19 protein-coding genes are annotated in these 22197 nt (G+C 73.7%); 11 read left to right on the top strand and 8 right to left on the bottom strand.

The annotated features are described in order from the left end of the window. Positions 1-178: 178 nt before the first annotated feature. Positions 179-3721, top strand: coding sequence for a TM0106 family RecB-like putative nuclease (locus tag GJ743_RS05130; RefSeq protein WP_155050849.1), 3543 nt, complete (start codon positions 179-181; stop codon positions 3719-3721). A gap of 10 nt (positions 3722-3731) precedes the next feature. Here GJ743_RS05130 and GJ743_RS05125 read toward each other — a convergent pair whose 3' ends face one another. Further along, positions 3732-4169 (bottom strand): YdeI/OmpD-associated family protein, encoded by a 438-nt coding sequence (locus GJ743_RS05125; RefSeq protein ID WP_155050848.1) that lies wholly within the window; start codon positions 4167-4169, stop codon positions 3732-3734. Positions 4170-4304: 135 nt separating this feature from the next. Between GJ743_RS05125 and GJ743_RS05120 the strand changes: the two genes are divergently transcribed. Next, the gene (locus tag GJ743_RS05120) at positions 4305-4589 is read left to right on the top strand and encodes a glutaredoxin family protein (RefSeq protein WP_155050847.1); all 285 of its coding nucleotides are present in this window, start codon (positions 4305-4307) and stop codon (positions 4587-4589) included. 156 nt (positions 4590-4745) lie between these two features. Here the strand turns inward: GJ743_RS05120 and GJ743_RS05115 are convergent, their stop codons facing one another. Next, complete coding sequence (locus GJ743_RS05115) at positions 4746-5747, bottom strand: LLM class F420-dependent oxidoreductase (protein ID WP_155050846.1); 1002 nt, start codon at positions 5745-5747, stop codon at positions 4746-4748. Positions 5748-5822: 75 nt separating this feature from the next. Here GJ743_RS05115 and GJ743_RS05110 point away from each other — a divergent pair, with 75 nt between their 5' ends. Beyond that, the gene (locus GJ743_RS05110) at positions 5823-6329 is read left to right on the top strand and encodes a hypothetical protein (protein ID WP_155050845.1); all 507 of its coding nucleotides are present in this window, start codon (positions 5823-5825) and stop codon (positions 6327-6329) included. Positions 6330-6450: 121 nt separating this feature from the next. Here GJ743_RS05110 and GJ743_RS05105 read toward each other — a convergent pair whose 3' ends face one another. Together GJ743_RS05105 and GJ743_RS05100 are read right to left on the bottom strand one after the other, a co-directional pair. Continuing rightward, on the bottom strand, positions 6451-7635 hold the full coding sequence (locus tag GJ743_RS05105; protein WP_155050844.1) for a hypothetical protein: 1185 nt from the start codon (positions 7633-7635) through the stop codon (positions 6451-6453). 155 nt (positions 7636-7790) lie between these two features. After that, positions 7791-9293, bottom strand: coding sequence for an FAD-binding oxidoreductase (locus GJ743_RS05100; protein WP_328288813.1), 1503 nt, complete (start codon positions 9291-9293; stop codon positions 7791-7793). A gap of 238 nt (positions 9294-9531) precedes the next feature. Between GJ743_RS05100 and GJ743_RS05095 the strand changes: the two genes are divergently transcribed. The 7 genes from GJ743_RS05095 (at position 9532) to GJ743_RS05065 (ending at position 16754) form a co-directional block, all read left to right on the top strand. Then, the gene (locus GJ743_RS05095) at positions 9532-10581 is read left to right on the top strand and encodes an LLM class flavin-dependent oxidoreductase (protein WP_155050842.1); all 1050 of its coding nucleotides are present in this window, start codon (positions 9532-9534) and stop codon (positions 10579-10581) included. Between the two features lie 183 nt (positions 10582-10764). After that, the gene (locus GJ743_RS05090) at positions 10765-11442 is read left to right on the top strand and encodes a response regulator transcription factor (RefSeq protein WP_155050841.1); all 678 of its coding nucleotides are present in this window, start codon (positions 10765-10767) and stop codon (positions 11440-11442) included. Continuing rightward, positions 11435-12811 (top strand): sensor histidine kinase, encoded by a 1377-nt coding sequence (locus tag GJ743_RS20105; protein ID WP_328288812.1) that lies wholly within the window; start codon positions 11435-11437, stop codon positions 12809-12811. Before GJ743_RS05090 ends, GJ743_RS20105 begins: the two co-directional genes overlap by 8 nt. 93 nt (positions 12812-12904) lie before the next feature. Next, positions 12905-13267 carry a PepSY domain-containing protein gene (locus GJ743_RS05080; RefSeq protein ID WP_155050840.1) on the top strand — a complete coding sequence of 121 codons (363 nt, stop codon included), beginning with the start codon at positions 12905-12907 and terminating at the stop codon, positions 13265-13267. A 162-nt stretch (positions 13268-13429) separates the two neighbouring features. Continuing rightward, positions 13430-14107, top strand: a complete 678-nt coding sequence (locus GJ743_RS05075; RefSeq protein WP_155050839.1) for a DUF4956 domain-containing protein — start codon at positions 13430-13432, stop codon at positions 14105-14107. Then, on the top strand, positions 14104-14952 hold the full coding sequence (locus GJ743_RS05070; protein ID WP_155050838.1) for a polyphosphate polymerase domain-containing protein: 849 nt from the start codon (positions 14104-14106) through the stop codon (positions 14950-14952). The genes GJ743_RS05075 and GJ743_RS05070 overlap by 4 nt, the downstream gene beginning before the upstream one ends. Next, positions 14949-16754 (top strand): carbohydrate-binding domain-containing protein, encoded by a 1806-nt coding sequence (locus tag GJ743_RS05065; RefSeq protein WP_155050837.1) that lies wholly within the window; start codon positions 14949-14951, stop codon positions 16752-16754. Before GJ743_RS05070 ends, GJ743_RS05065 begins: the two co-directional genes overlap by 4 nt. Positions 16755-16772: 18 nt before the next feature. Here the strand turns inward: GJ743_RS05065 and GJ743_RS05060 are convergent, their stop codons facing one another. From GJ743_RS05060 to GJ743_RS05050, 3 genes are all read right to left on the bottom strand, one after another. Continuing rightward, a complete protein-coding gene (locus tag GJ743_RS05060) occupies positions 16773-18509 on the bottom strand; it encodes an alpha-glucosidase (protein ID WP_155050836.1) in 1737 nt (578 codons plus the stop codon). Positions 18510-18645: 136 nt separating this feature from the next. Further along, positions 18646-19062 (bottom strand): transferase, encoded by a 417-nt coding sequence (locus GJ743_RS05055; RefSeq protein WP_196216924.1) that lies wholly within the window; start codon positions 19060-19062, stop codon positions 18646-18648. 207 nt (positions 19063-19269) lie between these two features. After that, complete coding sequence (locus tag GJ743_RS05050) at positions 19270-20226, bottom strand: FKBP-type peptidyl-prolyl cis-trans isomerase (protein WP_155050834.1); 957 nt, start codon at positions 20224-20226, stop codon at positions 19270-19272. A 112-nt stretch (positions 20227-20338) separates the two neighbouring features. Between GJ743_RS05050 and GJ743_RS05045 the strand changes: the two genes are divergently transcribed. Further along, on the top strand, positions 20339-21184 hold the full coding sequence (locus GJ743_RS05045; RefSeq protein ID WP_155050833.1) for a methyltransferase domain-containing protein: 846 nt from the start codon (positions 20339-20341) through the stop codon (positions 21182-21184). Here GJ743_RS05045 and GJ743_RS05040 read toward each other — a convergent pair. Continuing rightward, the gene (locus GJ743_RS05040; RefSeq protein WP_155050832.1) at positions 21181-22065 is read right to left on the bottom strand and encodes a sulfurtransferase; all 885 of its coding nucleotides are present in this window, start codon (positions 22063-22065) and stop codon (positions 21181-21183) included. The genes GJ743_RS05045 and GJ743_RS05040 overlap by 4 nt on opposite strands. Positions 22066-22197 lie beyond the last annotated feature (132 nt).

The following is a 22197-nucleotide window of genomic DNA, read 5'->3' as shown; positions in this document are numbered from 1 at the left end:
GATCAGTCGGCGTGGCGTGCGAGCCAGTCCTCCCACTCGACCATGTGCGCCACCCGACGCCGCACGGTGCGCGCCGGCGACGGCCGTCCGGAACGGGCCGCCCTGCCGCCCCGCTCCGCCGGTCGATGTCGGATGCCGCGGCTACGGTGGTCTCGATCGAAGCGGCGGAGGGAGCCCGATGTACCTGGCCGATGGCACGGTGGTCACGAGCGCGAGCGACCTCAAGAAGGCCTCCGACTGCGAGTTCGCATTCCTGCGCGAGCTCGACGTGAAGCTCGGGCGCGAGACGCTGTTCGAGCCCGTGGCCGACGCCATGCTCGAGCGGGCCGGGCGCATGGGCGACGCGCACGAGCTGCGGATCCTCGACCGCTACCGCGCCGAGTTCGGCGACGGCGTCGTCGAGATCGACCGCCCCGACCTCCGCGATGCGGCGCAACTCGAGGCCGCGGTCGCGGCCACCCGCACCGCGTTCGAGTCGGGTGCGCCCGTCGTGTTCCAGGCGACCTTCGTCGACGACGGGTTCGTCGGCTTCGCCGACTTCATCGTGCGGCAGCCCGACGGGCGTTACCTCGTCCAAGACTCCAAGCTCGCGCGTCGCGCGCGCGTCACGGCGCTGCTCCAGCTCGCGGCGTACGCCGCGCAGCTCGACCGCATCGGCGTGCCGCGGGCCGACACCGTCGAGCTGCTGCTCGGCGACGGCACGACGAGCACCCACCGGCTGGAGGACATCGAGCCGGTGTTCCTGCTCCGCCGCGAGCGACTCCGGCAGCTCGTCGACGAGCGCGTCGCCGCCGACGGCCCGGTCGAGTGGGGCGACCCGCGCTACGCGCTCGACGGGCGCTGCCCGACGTGCGACCTCGAGGTGCAGGCCAACCGCGACCTGCTCCTCGTCGCCGGGCTCCGCATCACGCAGCGCGCGCATTTCCACGCCGCCGGCCTCACGACGATCGACGAGCTCGCAGCCTCCGCCGGGCCGGTCGATGGCGTGATGGAGGCGACGCTCGAGGGCCTGCGCGTGCAGGCGCGGCTCCAGCTCGCCGCCGAGGCCGAGGCGCGCGCCGCCGAGGCATCCGGCGATCGCTCGCCCGACGACCCGCCGCTGCCGCCGCCGGTCGAGGTGCGCGAGCCGGGCGCGCTCGCGGCGATCCCCGAGCCCGACGCCGGCGACCTGTTCTTCGACTTCGAGGGCGACCCGCTGTATACCGAGGGCGCGGCGACCGAGTGGGGACTCGACTACCTGTTCGGCACGATCGACGTCGACGAGACGTTCACGCCGATCTGGGCGCACAGCTTCGCCGAGGAGCGCGAGGCGCTCGTGCGGTTCCTCGCGTTCGTGAAGGAGCGGCGGGAGCGCCACCCGAACCTGCACATCTACCACTACGCCAGCTACGAGCGCACGCACCTCACCTCGATCGCCGCGCGCCACGGCGTCGGCGAGGCCGAGGTCGACCAGCTGCTGGCCGACGGCGTGCTCGTCGACCTCTACCCGATCGTCAAGCGCGCGGTGCGGGTCGGCAGCCGCTCGTACTCGATCAAGAAGCTCGAGCCCCTCTACATGGGCGAGAAGCTGCGCGAGGCCGACGTGAAGTCGGGCGGCGACTCGATCCTCGAGTACGTGCGGGCCCGCGAGCTCGCGGCGACGGGCGATGCCGAGGCCGCGCAGCTCGTGCTCGACGACCTCGCCGAGTACAACGAGTACGACTGCGTCTCCACGCTCCGGCTCCGCGACTGGCTGCTCGGCCTCGCGCGGGCGCACGGGGTCGCTCCGGTGCCGGCGCTCCTGCTCGTCGAGCCGACCGCGAAGCAGTACTCGGCGAGCCCCCTCGCGACCGAGTTGTCGGCCCTCGCCGGCAGCGCCGACGAGCGTCGCGACGACCCCGACCGCACGGCGCTCGCCCTCGCCGCCGCCGCGATCGACTACCACGAGCGCGAGCTCAAGACGTTCTGGTGGGGCCACTTCTTCCGCGTCGAGCAGCCTCTCGAGGCGTGGGAGGACCACCGCGACGTGCTCGTCGTCGACCCGGCGCGCACGGTCGTGCTGCACGACTGGTACCGCGAGGGCCGGCAGCAGTTCGACCGACGCGAGCTCCTCCTCCGAGGGCGCATCGCGCCCGGCTCGCGGTTCAGCGCGGGCGCCGAGCTCTACCTGCTCTACGACTGGCCGGCGCCGTTCCCGTCGTTCTCGCGGCGACCCGGCTCGCGAGCCTGGGCGAAGGCGACCGTGCTCGAAGCGACCCCCGACGGCGTGCGCATCGAGGAACGGTCGACGGTCGACGAGACGTGGCGCGACCTGCCGTTCGCGCTCGTGCCGGGCAACCCGCCGCCCGCCGGTCGCCAGAAGGCCGCGATCGCCGAATGGGCGCGGCCGATCGTCGACCGCCACCCGGCGTGGCCGAAGGACGCCGCCGTCGACCTCCTGCGGCGCATCCCGCCGCGCACGCGCTCGGGTGCGCTCGCGCCGCTGCCCGACCACGAGTACGTCGGTGCGGTCGTGCGCTCCCTCGGCGACCTCGACGACTCCTACCTCGCCGTGCAGGGCCCTCCCGGCACGGGCAAGACCTACGTCGCGGCACACGTCATCGCGCGACTCGTCGGCCACCACGGCTGGAAGGTCGGCGTCGTCGCCCAGTCGCACGCGGTCGTCGAGCACCTGCTCGACGCGGTCGTGGGCGCCGGACTCGACCCGCGCCGCATCGCCAAGGCGCCGAAGAGCCGTGACGACGACGCCGTGCGCGGCTGGACCGCGATCGAGAAGGACGGCATGTCGGCCTTCATCGCCGCGAACCGCGATGCCGGGTTCGTCGTGGGCGGCACCGCGTGGGACTTCGCCAACGCCGACCGCGTCGGCCGGCGCGCGCTCGACGTCCTCGTCGTCGACGAAGCCGGGCAGTTCTCGCTCGCCTCCACGATCGCAGCCTCGGTCGCCGCGCGCCGGCTGCTGCTCCTCGGCGACCCGCAGCAGCTGCCGCAGGTGAGCCAGGGCACGCACCCCGAGCCCGTCGACATGTCCGCGCTCGGATGGATCGCCGACGGCCACGACGTGCTACCGCCCGAGTTCGGGTACTTCCTCGCCGAGAGCCGGCGGATGCACCCGGCGCTCGCGGCATCCGTCTCGGCGCTGTCGTATGAGGGCGAGCTCGCGTCGCACCCGTCCGCCGCACTGCGCGGCATCGAGGGCGTCGAGCCGGGCCTGACCGCCGTTCCGATCGAGCACGAGGGCAACACGACCGAGTCGATCGAGGAGGCCGCGGAGGTCGTCCGCATCGTCGGCTCGCTCCTCGGACGCGCGTTCACGGGCATCGCGCACGGCGAGGGCGATCCGGTGCGCGCCCGGCCACGACCGCTCGAGCAGGGCGACATCATCGTCGTGACGCCGTACAACGCGCAGCTCGCCGTCGTGCGCGAGGCGCTCGACCGCGCCGGGTACACCGCGGTCCCGGTCGGCACGGTCGACAAGTTCCAGGGGCAGGAGGCCGCGGTCGCGATCGTCACGCTCGCCGCGTCGTCGGCGGCGGCCGCCCCGCGCGGCGTGGAATTCCTGCTGCTCAAGAACCGCCTGAATGTCGCGATCTCGCGCGCGCAGGTCGCCGCCTACCTGATCCACTCGCCGGGCCTGCTCGACGCGCTGCCGCGCACGCCGCAGGGCGTCGCGCAGCTCAGCGCGTTCGCGCGGCTCGTCGGCGTCGAACTGCCCGCCTGGGAGCGCGAGCCGGTCGGCTGATCGGGGCCGGTCAGCCGCCGACGAGCTTCTCGACGGCCTTCGCGATGCGCCGTGCCTGCGTCTCCGGCGCCTTCGCCTCGGTGATCGCGGTCACGTGCGCCTTCCGATGGCTGGGCGCGAGCCGGTCGAACGCCTCCCGTGCGCCGGGCGTCGCATCCAGCGCCGTCGCGAAGTCCTCGGGCAGCTCGACCGTCCGCGGCGCGGTGTCGAGCTCGAGCTCGACCGAGATCGGATCTCCGCCGGCGATCCCGGTCGCCGCCCGCTTGTCCGAGCTGAAGGGGATCATGTGCCGCCCGCCCATCACGGCGAGCGTGCTCCGGTACTCGTAGCCGTTGACGGTGACGACGACGGCTGCCCGCCGCCCGCCGCCGAGCGCCTCGACGACCTCGGCCGGCACTTCGATCCCGGTGTTGTTCCCCGTCTGCGACATCGTGGTCTCGAACTGCATGCACCCGAGCCTCGCACCCGCGCGGTCGCCGCGGAACCCCCGCCCAGGCATCCGCCCGACCGCCGACCCCGGGGCGACCCGTCGACCGGTCGCAGGCTGGGAATGCCACACAGGATACCCACGTAGGTTATTCACATGACCTCCCCCGCGACCGACCTCAACCCTGCCCGCATCACGATGTACGGCGCCGAGTGGTGCGGCGACTGCCGCCGCTCGAAGGCGCTGCTCGACCGCCGCGGCGTCGACTACGAGTACGTCGACCTGATGGTCGTCGCCGACGGCGCCGACCGCGCGAAGGCGATCTCGGGTCGCACGAACATCCCCGTCGTCGTCTTCCCCGACGGCACGCACCTCACCGAGCCCACCGACTCCGAGCTCGGCGCGAAGCTCGACGCGGTCGCGGAGGGTGCTGCGGCCTGAGCCGCGGCATCCGCTCGAGACGCACCCGCGGGCACGCTCGCACTCGCAGTCGCACACACACGAGCGCCGAACGGTCGCAGATGGCGGTTCGCACCCGTCATCTGCGACCGTTCGTCGTTGCGCGCCGACGCGCGCCGACCCGAAGCGCCGAGGCGCTCAGGCGAGGGCCGGCATGACCTCGCGCTCGTAGAGCTCGAGACCCGAGCGGTCGCACGCCGCCTCCGGGAAGTAGTGGATGGCGTAGCCGAGGCCGCGCGCACGCATGTCGAGCAGCTTCTCGACGACCTGCTCGGGGGTGCCGACCGCGATCGCCGCGTCGGACTGGAAGTCGTGGATGAACTTCTCCGCGACCTTCGGGCCGGCCGAGCCGGCCACGCGCGCCTCGATCGCCTCGAGCCGCCGCTCCACGTCGGCCTCGGTCTCGCCGATGACCGTGTTGAAGTTCGCGCTGCGGACGATCGAGCCGAAGTCGCGGCCGAGGCGATCGGTGTGGCCGCGCAGCACCTCGCTCTTGTGGCTGAACTCCTCGGGGCTGCCGTAGAAGTTCGTGTACGCGGCGTACTTCGCCGCGATCTTCAGCGTCACCTTCTCGCCGCCCCCGGCGACCCACATCGGGATCCCGCCCTTCTGCAGCGGCTGGGGCTGCACGATCGCACCGTCCACCTGCGTGAACTCCCCGTCGAGCGTGGCCCGGCCCGTGGTCCACGCCTGGTGCATGACCTCGACGCCCTCGCGCAGCATCCGGAGCCGCTCGGGCGCGTGCGGGAACCCGTACCCGTACGCGCGCCACTCGTGCTCGTACCATCCGGCGCCGATGCCCATCTCCACCCGGCCGCCCGAGATGACGTCGACGGTCGCGGCGACCTTCGCGAGGTACGCCGGGTTGCGGTACGCGACGCAGGTGCACATCTGCCCGAGTCGCACGCGCGACGTCGAGGCGGCGTACGCCGCCATGAGCGACCACGCCTCGTGGGTCGCCTCGGCTTCGCTCGGCACGGGCACGGTGTGGAAGTGGTCGTAGACCCAGATCGACTCCCACGGCGATCCGTCGCGGTCCGCGAACGCGGCGAGGCCGTGCATGGTCGACCAGTGGTCGGCCGGCTCGATGCCGACGAGGTCGTGACGCCAGCCCTGGGGAACGAAGAATCCGAATCGCATCGGGCCAGCCTACGGTCGCGATCTCAGCGTCAGCACTGATGTCGGCCGGCCTTGACATCCGTACCGTCGGCGAACATGGCCCACACGATCGATCACGCGCATGTCCTCGTCGACGACCTCGCCGCCGTCGCGGTCACGAGCGGCGGCATCCGCGTCATCCACCTCTCGGGTGTCGCGACGTGCCCGAGCGAACTGTGGCGCGTCGACGTCGTCGCGGTGGCGCGCACGCCGTTCGGCGGAACGCCGGCCGGACGCCTCGCCATCGGCCTGAAGTCGGCCCCGCCGCGTCGTCGTGGGCGGTTCCGCGCGGTCCGCGTGCCGTTCGAGGCGATCATCGAGGACGAGCGCACGCACGAGGTCGAGGTGCACCTCGAGTGCCAGCCCGCCGTCGTGCTGCCGGTCCTCGAGGCCGACGACTCGTTCGGCGCGGGCGCGCGCGCGACCACGCGTCGACGCGCGGGCGTCGCGGGTCATGCGCTGCCGGTCGGCGCGCATGCGATGACGGATGCCGCGCGGCGGGCGGTCGACGCCCTGCGCGACCGGTTCGCGGGGTTCACCCCGCGGTTCGCGCTCGCCGTCTGACGCACGCTCACCCTCCGGCGCGCGCGTTCGCGCTCTGACGCGGGCTCGCCGCCTCCGCAGCCCGCCGCCCATGACGGCGGAGCCGCCGGCGCCGGCCGTCTCGACCGGCGCCGGAGCCCGATCAGGCGAGCGCGAAGCGCAGTTCCGCCATCGCGGGTCCCGTCCAGACCGCGTGTTCGAGGTCGTCGCCGCGCACCGTGACCACCTTGCCGCCGCGCGCGATGACGAGCATCGCGAGCTGGGGGAGGAGGTCGCCGGCGTGTCGGCCGTCGGAGAGGGCGTCGCCGTTGCCGTGGTCGGTCGCGAACTCGATCGCACCCGACTCGTGGTCGAGGGTGCCGTTGACCGAGGTCGTGAAGTCGAACCAGAGCCGCTCCACGGCGCCGTCGGCGGCGAGTCGCCCGATCGCCGCGAGGTCGCGCTCGACGCGCCCGGCACTGCCGTCGGCGAGGCCCGTGAGCGCGCTCTTGGCCTCGTTCACGTTGAGCTGGGCGAGCTGCTGGCGGAGCTCGCCGTCGATCTCGGCGGCGCCGAGCCGGTCGGGACCGCCCTGGACGCCGACCACGCGGCGCCCGTTGTGCGCCCGGTCGAGGAACGAGCTGAGCAGCGGCTCGGCCGCGAAGACGAACAGCGGCACCTTCGCATCCGGGTCGTGCTCCTGGAGCTCGCGCCAGACGGCGTCGGCGACGCGCTTGGCGTAGATGTCGTGGATCTCCGGGCGGCGGTCGCCCTCGTTCGTGCCGCGGTCGCCGTGCCCGCCGCCGCGGCGTCGGAGGCCCTCGCCGGCTTCGCGGTTCGCGGCGTCGTCGAGGTTGCGCGGCAGTTCGGGGTCGAGCGGCATCTGCTCGGCACGGGCGGTGGGGAGCGCGTGCCAGAGCGCCCACTCGTTGGAGGACAGCGTGACCGCGAAGGCCTCCTGGTCTTGGCTGGGCGCCCGGAGCAGCTGCCCGAGCACGAAGTGCGAGCCCACGTGGACCGCGTCGTCGAGGCGGTTCGGCAGCACGTACACGTCGGTGAAGCCCGGCGCGACGAAGATCGCGAGCGAACGCGAGAGCCCCGCCCAGATCGAGCGGTCGGCGAGCACGGCGTCGCGGCCGGCCTTGAGGGCGTCGACCTCGGTCGCCTCGGCACCGTCGGTGCGGACCCGGTCGATGGCCTCGTCGAACGCGCTCTTCACTGCGACCTCGGAGCGCTCGCGCTCGCTGACCACGGGCGACGTGGCCGCGTAGATCGTGATCGCGGGGTGGTGCTCACCCGCCAGTGTCGCGAAATCGGTCGTGGTGGGCAGTTCGTGGTGAACCGTCATACGTCCCTCCCCCAGGTCCGGCGACGACGTCGTCGCGTGTCCCCCAGCCTAGGAACCTCGGCGCGGAACCGACAGACCCATTCGTCCATCGGGCGGAGGCCGGCACACCGAACGGGCCCGGCAGGATGGCCGGGCCCGTCGGATGCGTCGGTCGCTCAGCGGCCGACCGGGTGGTTCGAGCGGATGACGCCCGTGGGGTCGACGACCTGCTTGATCGCGCGCAGCCGCGCGAGGCGGCCGTCGTCGCCGAAGAACCGCGAACCCGTCGTCTGCCGCTCGACGAAGTTCAGGTACTCGACCGAGGCGCGCCAGGGTTCGATGCGGGAGAGCAGCCGGCCGAGCGAGGCGACGACGGCCTCGATCGTCTCGGGCACGGCGATGCCGACGCCGTAGACGAGGTACTCGGCCTCCAGTCCGCCGACGGCGCCGGGGAGCGGCAGCCCGCGATCGGCGGCGACCTCGAGCGCCGCCGACGGCGCGAACGCCCCGCCGAGGTGGCGGATCTCTGCGGACAGCAGCGCGGTGTCGGCGTCGGGGCCGACCGCGGCGACGAACGCGCGCACGGCCTCGGCGGGCAGGTCGGCGAGCATCATGCCGTCGCCGTGTCCCGGGGTCGGGCCGGGCGGGTCCATGTGCAGCTGCAGCAGCTCGGCGGGCGACTGCGGGTGCACGCTGTCCATCGCGGGACCGAGTGCGCGCAGCGGCGCGAGCAGCGCGTCGGCGCGCTCGGGCGACTCCTGGACGACGGCCTCGACGAGCACGAACGACTGCCCGGAGAGGAACGGCGGCAGTTCGGGCATCGGCGGGAAGCGGAGCACGCGGCCGACCGACGTGACCGTGTCGGGCACCGAGCGCGTCCATTCGGCCCACGCCTGCAGCACCTCCTCGGTGCGCTCGATCGGGAAGAACAGCGCGCCCGCGACGACCTGGTCGATCTCGAAGAGCCCGAACTCGAGCGCCGTCACGACGCCGAAGTCGCCGCCGCCGCCGCGCACGGCCCAGAACAGCTCGGGGTCGTGCTGCGCGTCGACCCGACGGAACTCGCCGTCGGCGGTCACCAGCTCGACCGCCGTGACGTGGTTGGCGGCCAGGCCGTGCGCGCGTCCGAGGAACGAGACGCCACCGCCGAGCGTGTAGCCGACGACGCCGACGTCGTGCGAGGAGCCGGCGAGCGCGGCGAGGCCGTGCGGTGCGGCCGCGGCGACGACGTCGCCCCAGAGCACGCCCGGCTCGACGCGCGCGAGGCGCTGCGTCGGGCGGATCTCGACGGCGCGCAGCTCGTGCGTGCGGAGAAGGATCGCGTCGGCGAGGCCGTGGCCCTCGACGAGGGGTCCGGCGTTGTGGCCGGTGGCCTGCGGGGCGACCGCGAGCCCGAGTTCGCGTGCGGCGCGGACGGTGCGGGCGACGTCGGCGACGGATGCCGCGACGACGACCGCCGCGGGGCGCTGGTCGACGGCGAGGTTCCACGCGAGGCGGTCGGCGTCGTAGCCGGGCTCGCCCGGCAGCGAGAGCCGGCCGTCGAGGCGCTCGGCGAGGAGCGCGAACGACTCGCGGAGCGACAGGGCGGGAGCGGCGGGAGCGGCCGAGCCGGTCGTGGTGGTGGTGTCGGTGGCCGCCGCGGTCTCGGCCGCGACGGTCTCGGAGGCAAGCGGGTTCACTGGTGGTCCTTTCACGGGGTATGGTCGCGGGCCGGGCGGCGGCCGTCCAGGCCAGGTCCGACGGCCGCCCGGATGACCGGGGGCGCTCACGACGAGTTCCATCCAACGGGCCCGGAGTCCCTCGGGGATCAGGAGGATCCCGCCGATCAGCTCAGGGTTATCCCGCGCTTCCGGCGAGGTCCGGCGTCCCGCCCGGCCGCCCGGAATAGCCCGCCCGCGCGCCCGGTTGCAGCTTGGGATGTCTCTCTCGCCACGCCTCTCGGTCCTCGATCTCATCCCCGTGCGGAGCGGCCAGTCGTCGGCCGACGCCGTCGCGGCATCCGTCACCCTCGCGCAGGCCGCCGACCGGCTCGGCTTCACCCGGTACTGGTTCGCCGAGCACCACAACATGCCCTCGGTCGCGTCGACGACGCCGCCGGTGCTCATCGCGGCGACGGCCGCGCGCACGGAGCGCATCCGGGTCGGCTCGGGCGGCGTGATGCTGCCGAACCACGCCCCGCTCGTCGTGGCCGAGCAGTTCGCGGCGCTCGAGGCGCTCGCGCCGGGCCGCATCGACCTCGGCATCGGTCGCGCGCCCGGCAGCGATCCCGTGATCACGCAGCTTCTGCGGATCAGCGGCCCGACGGCCGACGTCGACCGGTTCCCCGACCACGTCGCCGACATCCAGAGCCTCCTCTCGCCCGACGGTGCGACGCTGCGCCTGACGAGCGGACGCGAGTACGCGATCCAGGCGACGCCCGCGGCGACCGCGGTGCCCGAGCTGTGGCTGCTCGGCAGCTCCGACTACTCGGCGAAGCTCGCCGCCGAGCTGGGGCTGCCCTACGTGTTCGCCAACCACTTCTCGGGCGAGGGCCTCGAGCGCGCGCTCGAGCTCTACCGCTCCGGCTATCGGCCGAGCGAGCGCCATCCGTCGCCGCAGACGATCCTCACGCTGAACGCGGTCGTCGCCGACACGGTCGACGAGGCCGAGGCCCGCGCACTCCCCCAGTTGCGCGCGATGGCGCGCCTGCGCCTGAACCGCCCGATGCGCCCGCTCGAGACGATCGAGGAGGCGCAGGCCGCACCGCGCGACTCCGACGCCGAGGACGTGATCTCGCGCATGCGCACGCGCTGGGTCATCGGCGAGGCGGATGTCGCGGCATCCGCCGTTCGGGCCCTCGCCGAGCGCCACAGCATCGACGAGGTCATGGTCGCGCCGATCGCGGGCGCGCGTGCCGACGAGCCGGCGGATGCCGCGCCCGGCCGCGTGCGCACGCTCGAGCTGCTCGCCGAGCGCATCGCCGCGTAGGTCCGCGCGGCGCACGGCAGCGCACCCCACCGCATCGAAGTGAGGTTTCCGGGTCTGAGAAGGTTCACGGAACGCACTCGGACGCAGAAACCTCACTTGGTGATCGGATCCATCCGGCAGGCGCGCTTCAGCGACGCTTCAGCGCGCGTCGGCGAGGATGGGCGCGACGGAGGACGGTGATCGATGCGGCTGCTGGTGGTCGAGGACGAGTCTCGCCTCGCCGAGGGCCTGAAGCGCGGGCTCGAGGCCGAGGGCTTCGCGGTCGACGTCGCGGCGAACGGCACCGACGGGCTCTGGCTCGCGCGCGAGAACCGGTACGCGGCGATCCTGCTCGACATCATGCTGCCCGGCCTCAACGGCTACCTCGTATGCCGCGCGCTGCGCGACGCCGACGACTGGACGCCCGTGCTCATGCTCACCGCGAAGGACGGCGAATGGGACCAGGTCGAGGCACTCGACACCGGCGCCGACGACTACCTCACCAAGCCCTTCTCGTTCGCCGTGCTCGTGGCCCGGGTGCGCGCGCTGATCCGGCGGGGCGCGGCGCCGCGCCCCGCGGTGCTCTCGGCGGGCGACCTCGAGCTCGACCCCGCCACGCGCGCGGTGCGACGCGGCGACACCGCGGTCGAGCTCACCGCGCGCGAGTTCGCGGTGCTGGAGTTCCTCATGCGCCGCGCGGGCGAGGTCGTCGCCAAGCGCGAGATCCTCGAGGGCGTGTGGGACTTCGACTTCGACGGCGACCCGAACATCGTGGAGGTGTACGTCCGGCACCTGCGCAACAAGGTCGACCGTCCGTTCGGGCGCGAGGGCATCCAGACGCTGCGCGGCGCCGGGTACCGGCTGGCGGTCGACGGTGGGTGAGGTGCAGGGCCGAGCGGATGCCACGGGCTCGCGCCCCCGGCGCCGCACGGGGATCCGCCGGCGCATCACGCTCGCCGCGGCATCCGTCGTCGCCGCCGCCCTCGTGCTCGGGGCGGTGGTCTTCTGGTTCGTGCTGCGTGCGTCGCTCCTCGAGGGCGTTCGGGCGTCGGCCGAGCAGGATGCGGCCGCCCTGGCGTCGCAGGTCGAGGCGGCCGGCACGGCGTCGCTCGGCGACCTCGGCGAACTCGACGACGACCGCATCGTGCTGGTCGTCGGGGCCGATGGGGCGATCGTCGCCGCGAGCGAGGACGCACCGCGGACGGCGGCCGACCTCCGCGACGGCGCCGCGGTCCGCGTCGACGACGAGACGTACGTGATCGCACGCGAGGACGCCGACGCGGCGGACGGCAGCGAGATCGCCGCGGTCGTGGGTCGCAGCACCGAGCCCGTCGACGAGACGCTCGGCACGGTCGCCTCACTGCTCGCCGTCTCGGTGCCCCTGCTCGTCACCCTCGTCGCACTCACGACCTGGATCGTCGTCGGCCGCGCACTCGCACCCGTCGAGCGCATGCGCCGCCAGGTCGATGCCGTCACCGCGACCACGCTCGCCGACCGGCTCGACGAACCGGCCACCGGCGACGAGATCGCACGGCTCGCGCACACCCTGAACGGCATGCTCGGCCGACTCGAGTCGGCGCAGACGACGCAGCGACGGTTCATCTCGGATGCGTCGCACGAGCTCAAGTCGCCCTTGGCCACCCTGCGCCAGTACGCCGAGCTCGCCCGCGCCCACCCCGAACGGGTCGACGAGCGCGAGCTCGGCGAGGTCGTGCTCGAGGAGGGCGCACGCCTCGAACGACTCGTGCAGGGCATGCTCGTACTCGCCCGGGCCGACGAGGGTGCGCTGCGCCTCGACCGTGTCGACGTCGACCTCGACGACCTGCTGCTCGTCGAAGCCGCTCGGATCCGCGGCGCCGGCGCGATCGCGGTCGACACGTCCGGCGTGCGGGCGACCCGGGTGCGGGGCGACGCCGCGCTGCTCGCGCAGCTCACCCGCAACCTCGTCGACAACGCGGCACGGCACGCGCGCGCCGGGATCGCGCTCGCGGTGGCACCCGCCGACGGCGGCGCCGTGGTCACGGTCGACGACGACGGCGACGGCATCCCGGCCGCCGACCGCGACCGCGTGTTCGACCGGTTCGTCCGGCTCGACGACGCACGGGCGCGCGCCACGGGCGGCAGCGGCCTCGGGCTGTCGATCGTCCGCGAGGTCGCGCGCGCGCACGGCGGCGAGGTGCGCATCGAGGACGCCCCGTCGGGCGGCGCGCGACTGCGCGTCGAACTGCCGGCCGCGGCATCCGCTCGCTGACGCGCTCGCTGAAATCGCGTTCAGGGCGCTTCAGGCTGGCTTCAGCGCCCGCTCGCCAGTCTGGTCGCGAACCGATGAACTGGAGGCAGGACCATGAAGAAGCGCACCATCTGGATCACGTCCGCTGCGGCGGCCGGAGTGCTCGCCCTGGGCGGCACCGCGATCGCGTACGCCGCGACCGACGGCTTCGAGACGGAGGAGCCGGCGGGCTCGACGCAGGAGTCCGAGACGGACGAGCAGCTCACCGGGCAGGACCTCGAGCAGGCGACGGACGCGGCCCTCGCCGAGGCCGGCGGCGGCGAGGTGGTCGACGCCGAGCGCGAGGACGACCCGGGCGTGGCCTACGAGGTCGACGTGAAGCTCGACTCCGGCAGCTACGTCGAGATCTCGCTCGACGAGGCGTTCGACGTCGTGTCCGTCGAGGACGACGACGCGGAGGGCGCCGACGACGACTGATCCCCCGCTCGTTCGCACGAGGCGTCCCGGCTCGGCCGGGACGCCTCGTCGGCTTCCAGCCGACCCGCACGACGCTCATAGGAAGGTCATCGGTTCGCCACAGGATCCGGAACGGGGCATCCGGCTTCATGGGTACTCCCAACACACGTTCGGAGCCCCCACATGGACCAGACCCTCCTCATCGCCGCCGACCTCGTCGCGGTCGCGCTGCTCACCTTCGCCCTGTACTTCCCCCGCCACCGGCGACGCGACCTCGTGGTCGCGTACCTCACGGTCAACGTCGGGGTGCTGGCGGTGTCGCTCGTGCTCGGATCGAGCACGATCGGCGCGGGGCTCGGCCTCGGCCTCTTCGGCGTCCTCTCGATCATCCGGCTGCGTTCGAGCGAGATCGAGCAGCACGAGGTCGCGTACTACTTCGCCGCGCTCGCGATCGGGCTCCTCGGCGGGCTGGGCAGCGGCTTCGGCTGGCTGACCATCGGGCTCATGGCCCTCGTGCTCGCGGTGCTCGTCGTCGGCGACCACCCGGCGCTGTTCCGTCGCGCGCGCCAGCAGGTGCTCGTGCTCGACCGGGCCTTCGCAGACGAGCGCGAGCTGCGCGACCACCTCGGCGTGCTGCTCGGCGCCCGGATCCGCTCGGCGCGCGTCGACGAGCTCGACCTCGTGAACGACTCGACGACCGTGACGGTGCGCTTCGACGCGCCCCGGTCGAACCGAGCGGATGCCGCGGCACGGCGTCCCGCGCAGCCGCTCGAGGCCGACCGCGCCGGCGTCCCGGTCGAGGTCGACGCCCGCACGGCCCGGTTCGAGGGCGCGGCCCAGTACGAGGGCGCGGGGCGATGACCGCGCGGCACGCGGCATCCGCCACCCCGGCGCCGCTGGCGCTGCTCGACTCGGTCGAGGGCATCGACCTCGAGGGCCTGAACGCCGAGGCTGAGCTGCAGACCCGCATCGACCGCAAGTACATGCTCCCGATCGGGGCGCTGCCGGGGATCCTCGAGCGCCTGCCCGACGGCGTCCGCGTGCTCGACCTCGACGGCACCCGGGCGAGCGCGTACGAGTCGGTGTACTTCGACACCCCCGAGCTCACGAGCTTCCGCCTCGCGGCGCACGCGCGCCGCCGTCGCTTCAAGATCCGCACGCGTTCCTACGTCGAGTCGGAGGCGAGCTTCCTCGAGGTGAAGACGCGCGGCGGGCGGGCGCTCACGGTCAAGGACCGCATCGCGGTCGACCCGGCGGCGACCGACGCGCTCTCGGGCGAGGCCCGTGCGTACGCCGACCATGTGCTCGCCGAGGCCGGCATCGGCGAACTCGGCCGGGCGAGCCTCGACCCCGTGCTCACGACCTCGTACCGGCGCGCGACGCTGCTGCTCCCGGCGGAGCCTGGCCGGCCCGCGAGCCGCGCCACGATCGACGTCGACCTCGCCTGGATCGATCGCGGCGTCGACGGCCGGTTCGGCCGGGTGCTCCGCACCCCCGGCTCGGCGATCGTCGAGACGAAGTCCGGCTCGCAGGCGGGCGCCGTCGACCGACTGCTCTGGTCGGCGGGCCACCGCCCGACGCGCGTCTCGAAGTACGCCACGGGGCTCGCCGCCATCCGCCCCGACCTGCCCGCCAACCGCTGGACGCGGGTCCTCGACCGCCACTTCCGCACCGCTTCGACCCCTCTTGAAAGGACCGCACCATGACCCCCTTCCGCTTCCCCCGTTCCGCCTCCGCACCCGCCGACGACACCGCCGCCCCGCGCGCCGCGACCGCCCGCCGCCCTTGGCTCGCCGCCGCACGCGTCGCGCCGATCGTGCTCGCGGGCACGCTCGTGTTCGCCGGCTGCACCGCCACGAACACCGCGGCCACCGACGACGGCTCGTCGAGCGGCGACTCGACCGTGTCGCTCGCGGCCACGGCATCCGTCGACCCCGGCGTCACCGCCGCCGAGGCCATGGCCGAGAACGAGGACCCGCCCGGCGAGGACGGCGACGACACGTGGGACACCGCCGACGAGGTCGCGATCTCGCTCGACGGCACCACCGCGACCGTCGCCGACGGCGCCGACGCCACCGGCGTGAGCGTCGACGGCGACACCGTGACGATCACGGCCGCCGGCACCTACCGCCTGAGCGGCGAACTGGCCGGCCAGGTCGTGGTCGACACCGCCGACGAGGGACTCGTGCGCATCATCCTCGACGGCGTCGACATCACGAGCGACTCGACCGCGGCCCTCGCGATCGTGAACGCCGACCGCGCGCAGGTCGTGCTCGCCGACGGCAGCGAGAACACGCTCGCCGACACGTCGAGCTACGCCGAGGACGCCGACGTGAACGCCGCGCTGTTCAGCTCGGCCGATCTCGAGATCGCCGGCAGCGGTTCGCTGACCGTGCAGGGCAACGGCAACGACGGCATCGCGTCGAAGGACGGCCTGCTCGTCTCCGGCGGCGAGATCACCGTCGACGCGGTCGACGACGGCATCCGAGGCAAGGACGAGGTCGTGATCGAGGGCGGCACCGTCACGGTCACCGCCGGCGGCGACGGGCTGAAGGCCGACAACGCCGAGGAGGCCGACCGCGGTTACATCGCGATCGCGGGCGGCACCGTCACGGTCGACGCCGGCGGGGACGGCCTCGACGCGGCGACCGACGTCGTGATCTGGGGCGGCACGCTCGACGTCACCGCGGGCGGCGGCGCGGGCTCGTCCGTCTCGGAGGACACCTCGACCAAGGGCGTCAAGGGCGCCGTTTCGGTGATCGTCGACGGCGGCGAGGTCGCGGTCGACGCGGCCGACGACGCCATCCACACCGACAACACGGCCCACCTCGCGAACGGCTCGATCACGCTCGCGACCGGCGACGACGGCGTGCACGCCGAGGTCGCGCTGACGGTCTCGGGGGGCACGCTCGACGTGACGACCTCCTACGAGGCGCTCGAGGCCGACGCCATCGCGATCGCGGGCGGCGACACCTCCGTGACGGCGTCGGATGACGGCGTCAACGCCGGCAGTTCGCTCGAGATCTCGGGCGGTGAGCTCGTGGTCGACGCCGAGGGCGACGGCCTCGATTCGAACGGCACCATCGCGATGTCGGGCGGCGACGTGGTCGTGAACGGCCCGACCGGCCAGGGCAACGGCGCGCTCGACGTCGACGGCGGCTTCGACATCACGGGCGGCACGCTCGTCGCGGGCGGCTCGTCGGGCATGGCCGTCGCGCCCTCGGCGGATGCCGCGCAGGCGTCGGTGCTCGTCGCGTTCTCGCAGCAGGTGGCCGCGGGCACCGAGCTCCAGGTCGTGGCCTCGGATGGCACGGTCGTCGCGACCTACACGGCCGCGAAGTCCGTCGGCTCGCTCGCGGTCTCGAACGCCGACCTCGTCAACGGCGAGACCTACACGGTCACGGCGAACGGCTCGACCGTCGGCTCGGGCGTCGCCGGCGAGCAGGTGTCGGGCATGGGCGGCCCCGGCGGGGGCACGGGCGGCGGCGCCCCGGCTCCGCGCGGCTGACGCGCGCGCGGGCGCGGGTCAGCCGAGCGAGCTGACCCGCGCCTCCCACGGCCCGAGCGGCGCGTCGAACGCGCCGGGCGCGTCGGGCAGCGTGTTGGTGAGCACCGGCAGCGAATCCCGCCACCGGTCCGCGACCGCGGACCCGAAGACCGGGTCGTGCTCGGCCGAGGAGAGGTTCACCACGACCAGCAGCCGGTCCTCGTCGAGCACGCGCTCGAACGCGAAGATCGCCGGGTGCCCGGCATCCACCCGCTCGAACGACCCGTGGGCGACCACGGGTCGTTCGTGGCGCAGTGCGATGAGCTGCCGGTGGTACTCGAAGACCGAGCCCGGGTCGCCGACCTGCGCAGCCGCGTTGATGGTCGCATGGTTCGGGTTCACCGCGAGCCACGGGATCCCGGTCGTGAAGCCCGCGTTGGGCGTCGCATCCCACTGCACCGGGGTGCGGGCGTGGTCGCGGCTCATGAGGCTGAGCCCGTCGAGCGCGGCGGCGACGGCGGTGCCGCTCGCGACGGCCTCGGCGTACGCATTCAGCGACTCGACGTCGCGGTACTCGTCGAGCGTGCCGAACGGCGCGTTCGTCATGCCGAGTTCCTGCCCCTGGTAGACGTACGGCGTGCCGCGCTGCAGGTGCAGCATGGTCGCGAGCGCCGTCGCCGACGAGTACCAGTGCGCCTCGGCGTCGCCGAAGCGGCTCACCGAACGCGGCTGGTCGTGGTTCTCGAGGTAGAGGCTGTTCCAGCCGCGGTCGGCGAGCCCCTCCTGCCACTTCGCGAGCGACGCGGCGAGCTCTCCGGGCGCGAGGGTGCGCGGGTGGAACTTCGTCGCGCCGTGGTCGAGGCCGACGTGCTCGAACTGGAACACCATGTCGACCTCGCGTCTGGCCGGGTCGGTGAAGAGGATCGCCTCGTCGATCGTCACGCCTGGCGTCTCGCCGACCGTGATGAGGCCCTCGCGCCCGGCGAACACCTCGCGGTGCATCTCCTGCATGAACTCGTGCAGGCGCGGCCCGTTCGTGTACGCCGCGCCGCCGTCGCCGTAGCGCCGACCCGAGCGCACCGGGCCGTCGGGCAGGTGCGGATGCTTCGAGATGAGGTTGATCACGTCCATGCGGAAGCCGTCGACGCCGCGGTCGAGCCACCAGCGCATCATCTCGTAGACCGCCTGCCGCACCTCGGGGTTCTCCCAGTTGAGGTCGGGCTGCTTGACGTCGAAGAGGTGCAGGTAGTACTCGCCGGTCGCTTCGTCCCACTCCCAGGTCGGGCCCGAGAAGAACGACTCCCAGTTGGTCGGCTCGGCGCCGGGGTCGCCGCCGTGCGTGCCCTCGCGGGGCGGGCGCCACCAGTACCAGTCGCGCTTGGGGTTCTCGCGGCTCGAGCGCGACTCGACGAACCACGGGTGCTCGTCGGAGGTGTGGTTCACGACGAGGTCCATGACGAGCCGGATGCCGCGCTCGTGCATCGCCGCGACCAGCGCGTCGAAGTCCTCCAGCGTGCCGAACGGCGGGTCGATGTCGCGGTAGTCGCTGATGTCGTACCCGTTGTCGGCCTGCGGCGAGCGGTGGATCGGCGAGAGCCAGACCACGTCGACGCCGAGGCGTTCGAGGTGGTCGAGCCGCTGCAGGATGCCGCGGAGGTCGCCGATCCCGTCACCGTCGGAATCCTGGAAGCTGCGCGGGTACACCTGGTAGACCACGGCGGACTTCCACCAGTCCGGGGCGGTCGACGGATGCCTGGGCTCGCGTGCGTTCGCCATGCCCCCGATCCTCGCAGGATGCGCGCGCCGCGTCATCCGCCGAAGGTGCGAGTCGCGTTCGCGCGGATCCGTCGGGACGGCCGGACACGACGATGCCCCGGGCGTGCGCCCGGGGCATCCGTTGCTGCGGTGCGGTTCAGGCCGCGAGGCCGAGGCGGCGCAGGTCGTCGCCCGAGGCGCGGTGCTCGGCGCCCTCGGGGACGGTCGCCTCGCGCGGCACGCGCGCACCGTTCTGCACGCGGGCGCCGGCACCGACGGCCGCGTAGGGCCCGACGACGGCGAAGCGACCGACGACGGCTCCGCGGCCGACGCGCGCGTTCACGCCGATCGTCGCGTTCTCCGCGACGATCGCGTCCTGTTCCACCCAGGCGCCGTGCGACAGGGTCGCGCCCCGCTGCACCTCCGCGCCCGGATCGACGTATGCGGTCGGGTCGACGAACGCCGTCGCATCCACCTTCGCGGTCGTCGCCACGAGCCCGCGACCGTTCACGTGCTTGCGGTAGCGGCGCAGGATGCCGGCATCGTCTTCGAACTCGACGTAGCTGATGCCCACTCGTCCTCCATTCCGTCCGGCCATAGGGGTGCCGGATACAGGTACAACACGCGCGCTGATCTGGGCATTCCCGGGCGTCGCCGGCCCGCCCGCTCCACGCGCCAGAAGGGGCACGGCGCGGCGCGGCACGCCGGGTCGGAGAACGACGACGCCCGCGGCATCCGCCCTCGATGGGGGATGCCGCGGGCGCGGCGCGTGCGGTCCGGATCAGTCGCCGGTGCGGGTCTCCGTGATCTCGACGTAGAACACAAGGGTCTGGCCGCCGAGGCCGTTCGAGGACTCCTCCTCGCCGTAGCCGAGGGCCGGCGGGATGGTGACGAGCAGCTTCGTGCCGACCGGCTGGCCGACGAGCGCCGCGCCGAAGCCGGGGATGACGCCCGAGATCGAGAACGGCACGGGCGTGTTGCCGAAGCTCTGGTCGAAGACCTCGCCGGTCTCCCACACGACGCCCTGGTAGTCGACGGTGACGGTGTCGTTCTCGGTGACCACGTCGCCGTCGCCCTCCTCCAGGACCGCCACGAGCAGCTCGTCGGACGGCTCGGCGTCGGGGATCGTCACGGTCGGGGCGCCGTCGGCGTCGTACTCGACGGTCGGGACGTCCTCGGTCCATTCGCCGGGCACGGGCAGCTCGACGAGCTCCTGCACGTCGGTCACGATCACGAGCGTCTCGCCCGGCGCGACGCCGATGCCCTCGTTGCCCTCGTCGCCGTAGATCGACGACGCGGGTGCGACGGTGACGACGCGCGATCCGACCGGCACGCAGTCGGCGCCTGCGCGGAAGCCGTCGTACAGGGTGCCCTCGACGAGCTCGAGGGTCGCCGGCTGCGAGAAGAGCTGCTCGCCGGTGCTGCCCGAGAACGCGGTCACCTGGGCGCTGACCTGGTCGCCGGGAGCGGTCGGGTCTCCGTCGCCCTCGGTCACGATCGTCCGCTGGAGCTCCTCGGCCTCGAGCGGCGCCTCGAAGGTCGCCGTCGGGGTGCCGCCGAAGTCGCCCGAGACCTCGATGGCGTCGCTCTGCTCGCCGGCCTCGACCTCGAGGCACGCGGCCGCGGCATCCGTCGACGTGGGCTCGGGCGTCTCGCCGCCGGCGGCGCATCCGGCCAGGAGCAGGGCGGTCACGGAGGCGAGTGCGATGGGCGCGCCACGACGCAGGGCACGATTCATGGAGGGGTACTCGTTTCAGATTCGAAAGCAGACGTGAACCACAAGTCTGCATGCCGGATGTCTCGATTCCCTGAGTCTTCACGAAAGCGCCGGTGCGGGTCACAATGTGCACATGGGGGAAGCAGGGGCGGAGCCCGACGTCGCGGCCGTGTTCACGGACGCGGCGCCGACGTTCACGGAGCTCGACGAGGTGCTGTGGGATCCGATCTCGCGAGCGACGGTGCTGCGCGCCGCGCCGCGATTCGACGAGCGCGTGCTCGACGCGTGCGCCGGCGCGGGCGCGTCGGCCCTGCCGACCGCCGAGCTCGTCGGGCCGGGCGGGCTGGTCGATGCGGTCGACCGCTCCGAGGCGATGCTCACGACCCTCCGCGAGCGCGCGGGCGCGCACATGCCGTGGCTGCGGGTCCACGAGGCCGACGCGACGACCTGGCCGTACACGGGCTACGACGTCGTGCAGTGCGTCCTGGGCGTGTTCTTCTTCGACGACGTCGCCGCGGGCCTCGAGCACCTCGTGCAGTGCGCCCGCCCGGGCGGGCGGGTCGCCGTGACGGTCTGGGCGGATGGCGCGTTCGAGCCGCTGCCCGAACTGCTCGCGTCGGCGCTGCCCGCGGAGGACCCGCGCGTTCCGGCCTTCGACGAGGACGACGGTCCGGTGATGCCGGGCGCCGGCACCGCGGGCGGGTTCGCGCACTGGCTCGCCGAGCGGGGGCTCGTCGACGTGCGTGCGGAGGCCGTGCCCCGGCATCTCGAGCTCACGCCGGACGTGGCGTGGGCGCTCGTGGTCGGGACCGGGATGCGCGCGATGCTCGGCGACCTCGACGACGAGGCGGTCGACGGCGTGCGCGAGCGGTACCTCGCGGCGGTCGGCGAGCGCGACGTCGCATCCGTCGACATCACGACGCTCATCGGGATCGGCCACCGGCCGGAGACGGCGGAGCCCGAGCCCGCTGCGGGCTAGGGTCGGCCGTCCTCGCCGTCGGGCGACGCCCCGAGCGCGACCGGCCGCTCGGCGTGGTTCGACCACTGGCTGAACGACCCCGGGTACAGCGCCGCCTCGACGCCCGCGATCTCGAGTGCGGCGACCGCGTGCGCGGCGGTGACGCCCGACCCGCAGTAGGCCGCGACCGGGTGCTCGGCGTCGACGCCGAGCGCCGCGAACCGCGCGCGGAGCGCGTCGGCCGGACGGAACCGCCCGTCTGCGTCGAGGTTCCCGGCCGTCGGCGCCGAGACGGCGCCGGGGATGTGCCCGGCCCTGGGGTCGATCGGCTCCACCTCGCCGCGGTAGCGCTCGCCGGCGCGCGCGTCGAGCAGCACGCCGCGGTCGGCCGCACCGAGCGCGTCGGCCTCGTCGAGGTCGATCACGGGCATCGCGCCGAAGTGCGCGCTCGCGTCGCCCGGCTGCGGCACGACGTCGCCCTGCTCGAGGGGCAGGCCGGCCGCGCGCCAGGCGCCGAGTCCGCCGTCGAGGATCCGGACGTCGCCGAACCCCGCGTGCCGGAGGAGCCACCAGGCGCGGGCCGCGGACATCCCGGCCGCGTCGTCGACGACGACCGCCGCGTCGCCGTCGCGAAGGCCCCAGCGTCGCATCGCGCGCTCGAACGCCGCCTCGGTGGGGAGCGGATGCCGCCCCTCCCCCGCCGCGGAATGGTCGGCGAGCTCCGTGTCGAGGTCGACGTACACGGCCCCGGGAACATGCCCCGTGCGGTATGCGCCGCTGCCGTCGGGCTCGGCGAGCGTCCATCGGACGTCGAGCACCCGCGTGCGGGGCGAGCCGGAGGGTTCGTCGCGCTCGGCGTCGAGGCGCGCGGCGAGCTCGACCGGGTCGATGAGGATCGGCATGCGCCCCATCCTCGCAGCCCCGTCGCGACGAGGCATCCGCCCGCCGTGCGCACCCCGTCGAGGCGCGGCCCCGGGCCGGGGCCCGTCCTGCGGCTCGCCTAGACTGGACGGACGGTCGAGACGCACGCGGGG

The organism is Agromyces bracchium (assembly GCF_009709675.1).
GTDB classification, from domain to species: domain Bacteria; phylum Actinomycetota; class Actinomycetes; order Actinomycetales; family Microbacteriaceae; genus Agromyces; species Agromyces bracchium.
This window is presented reverse-complemented; position numbering and strand designations above follow the sequence as displayed.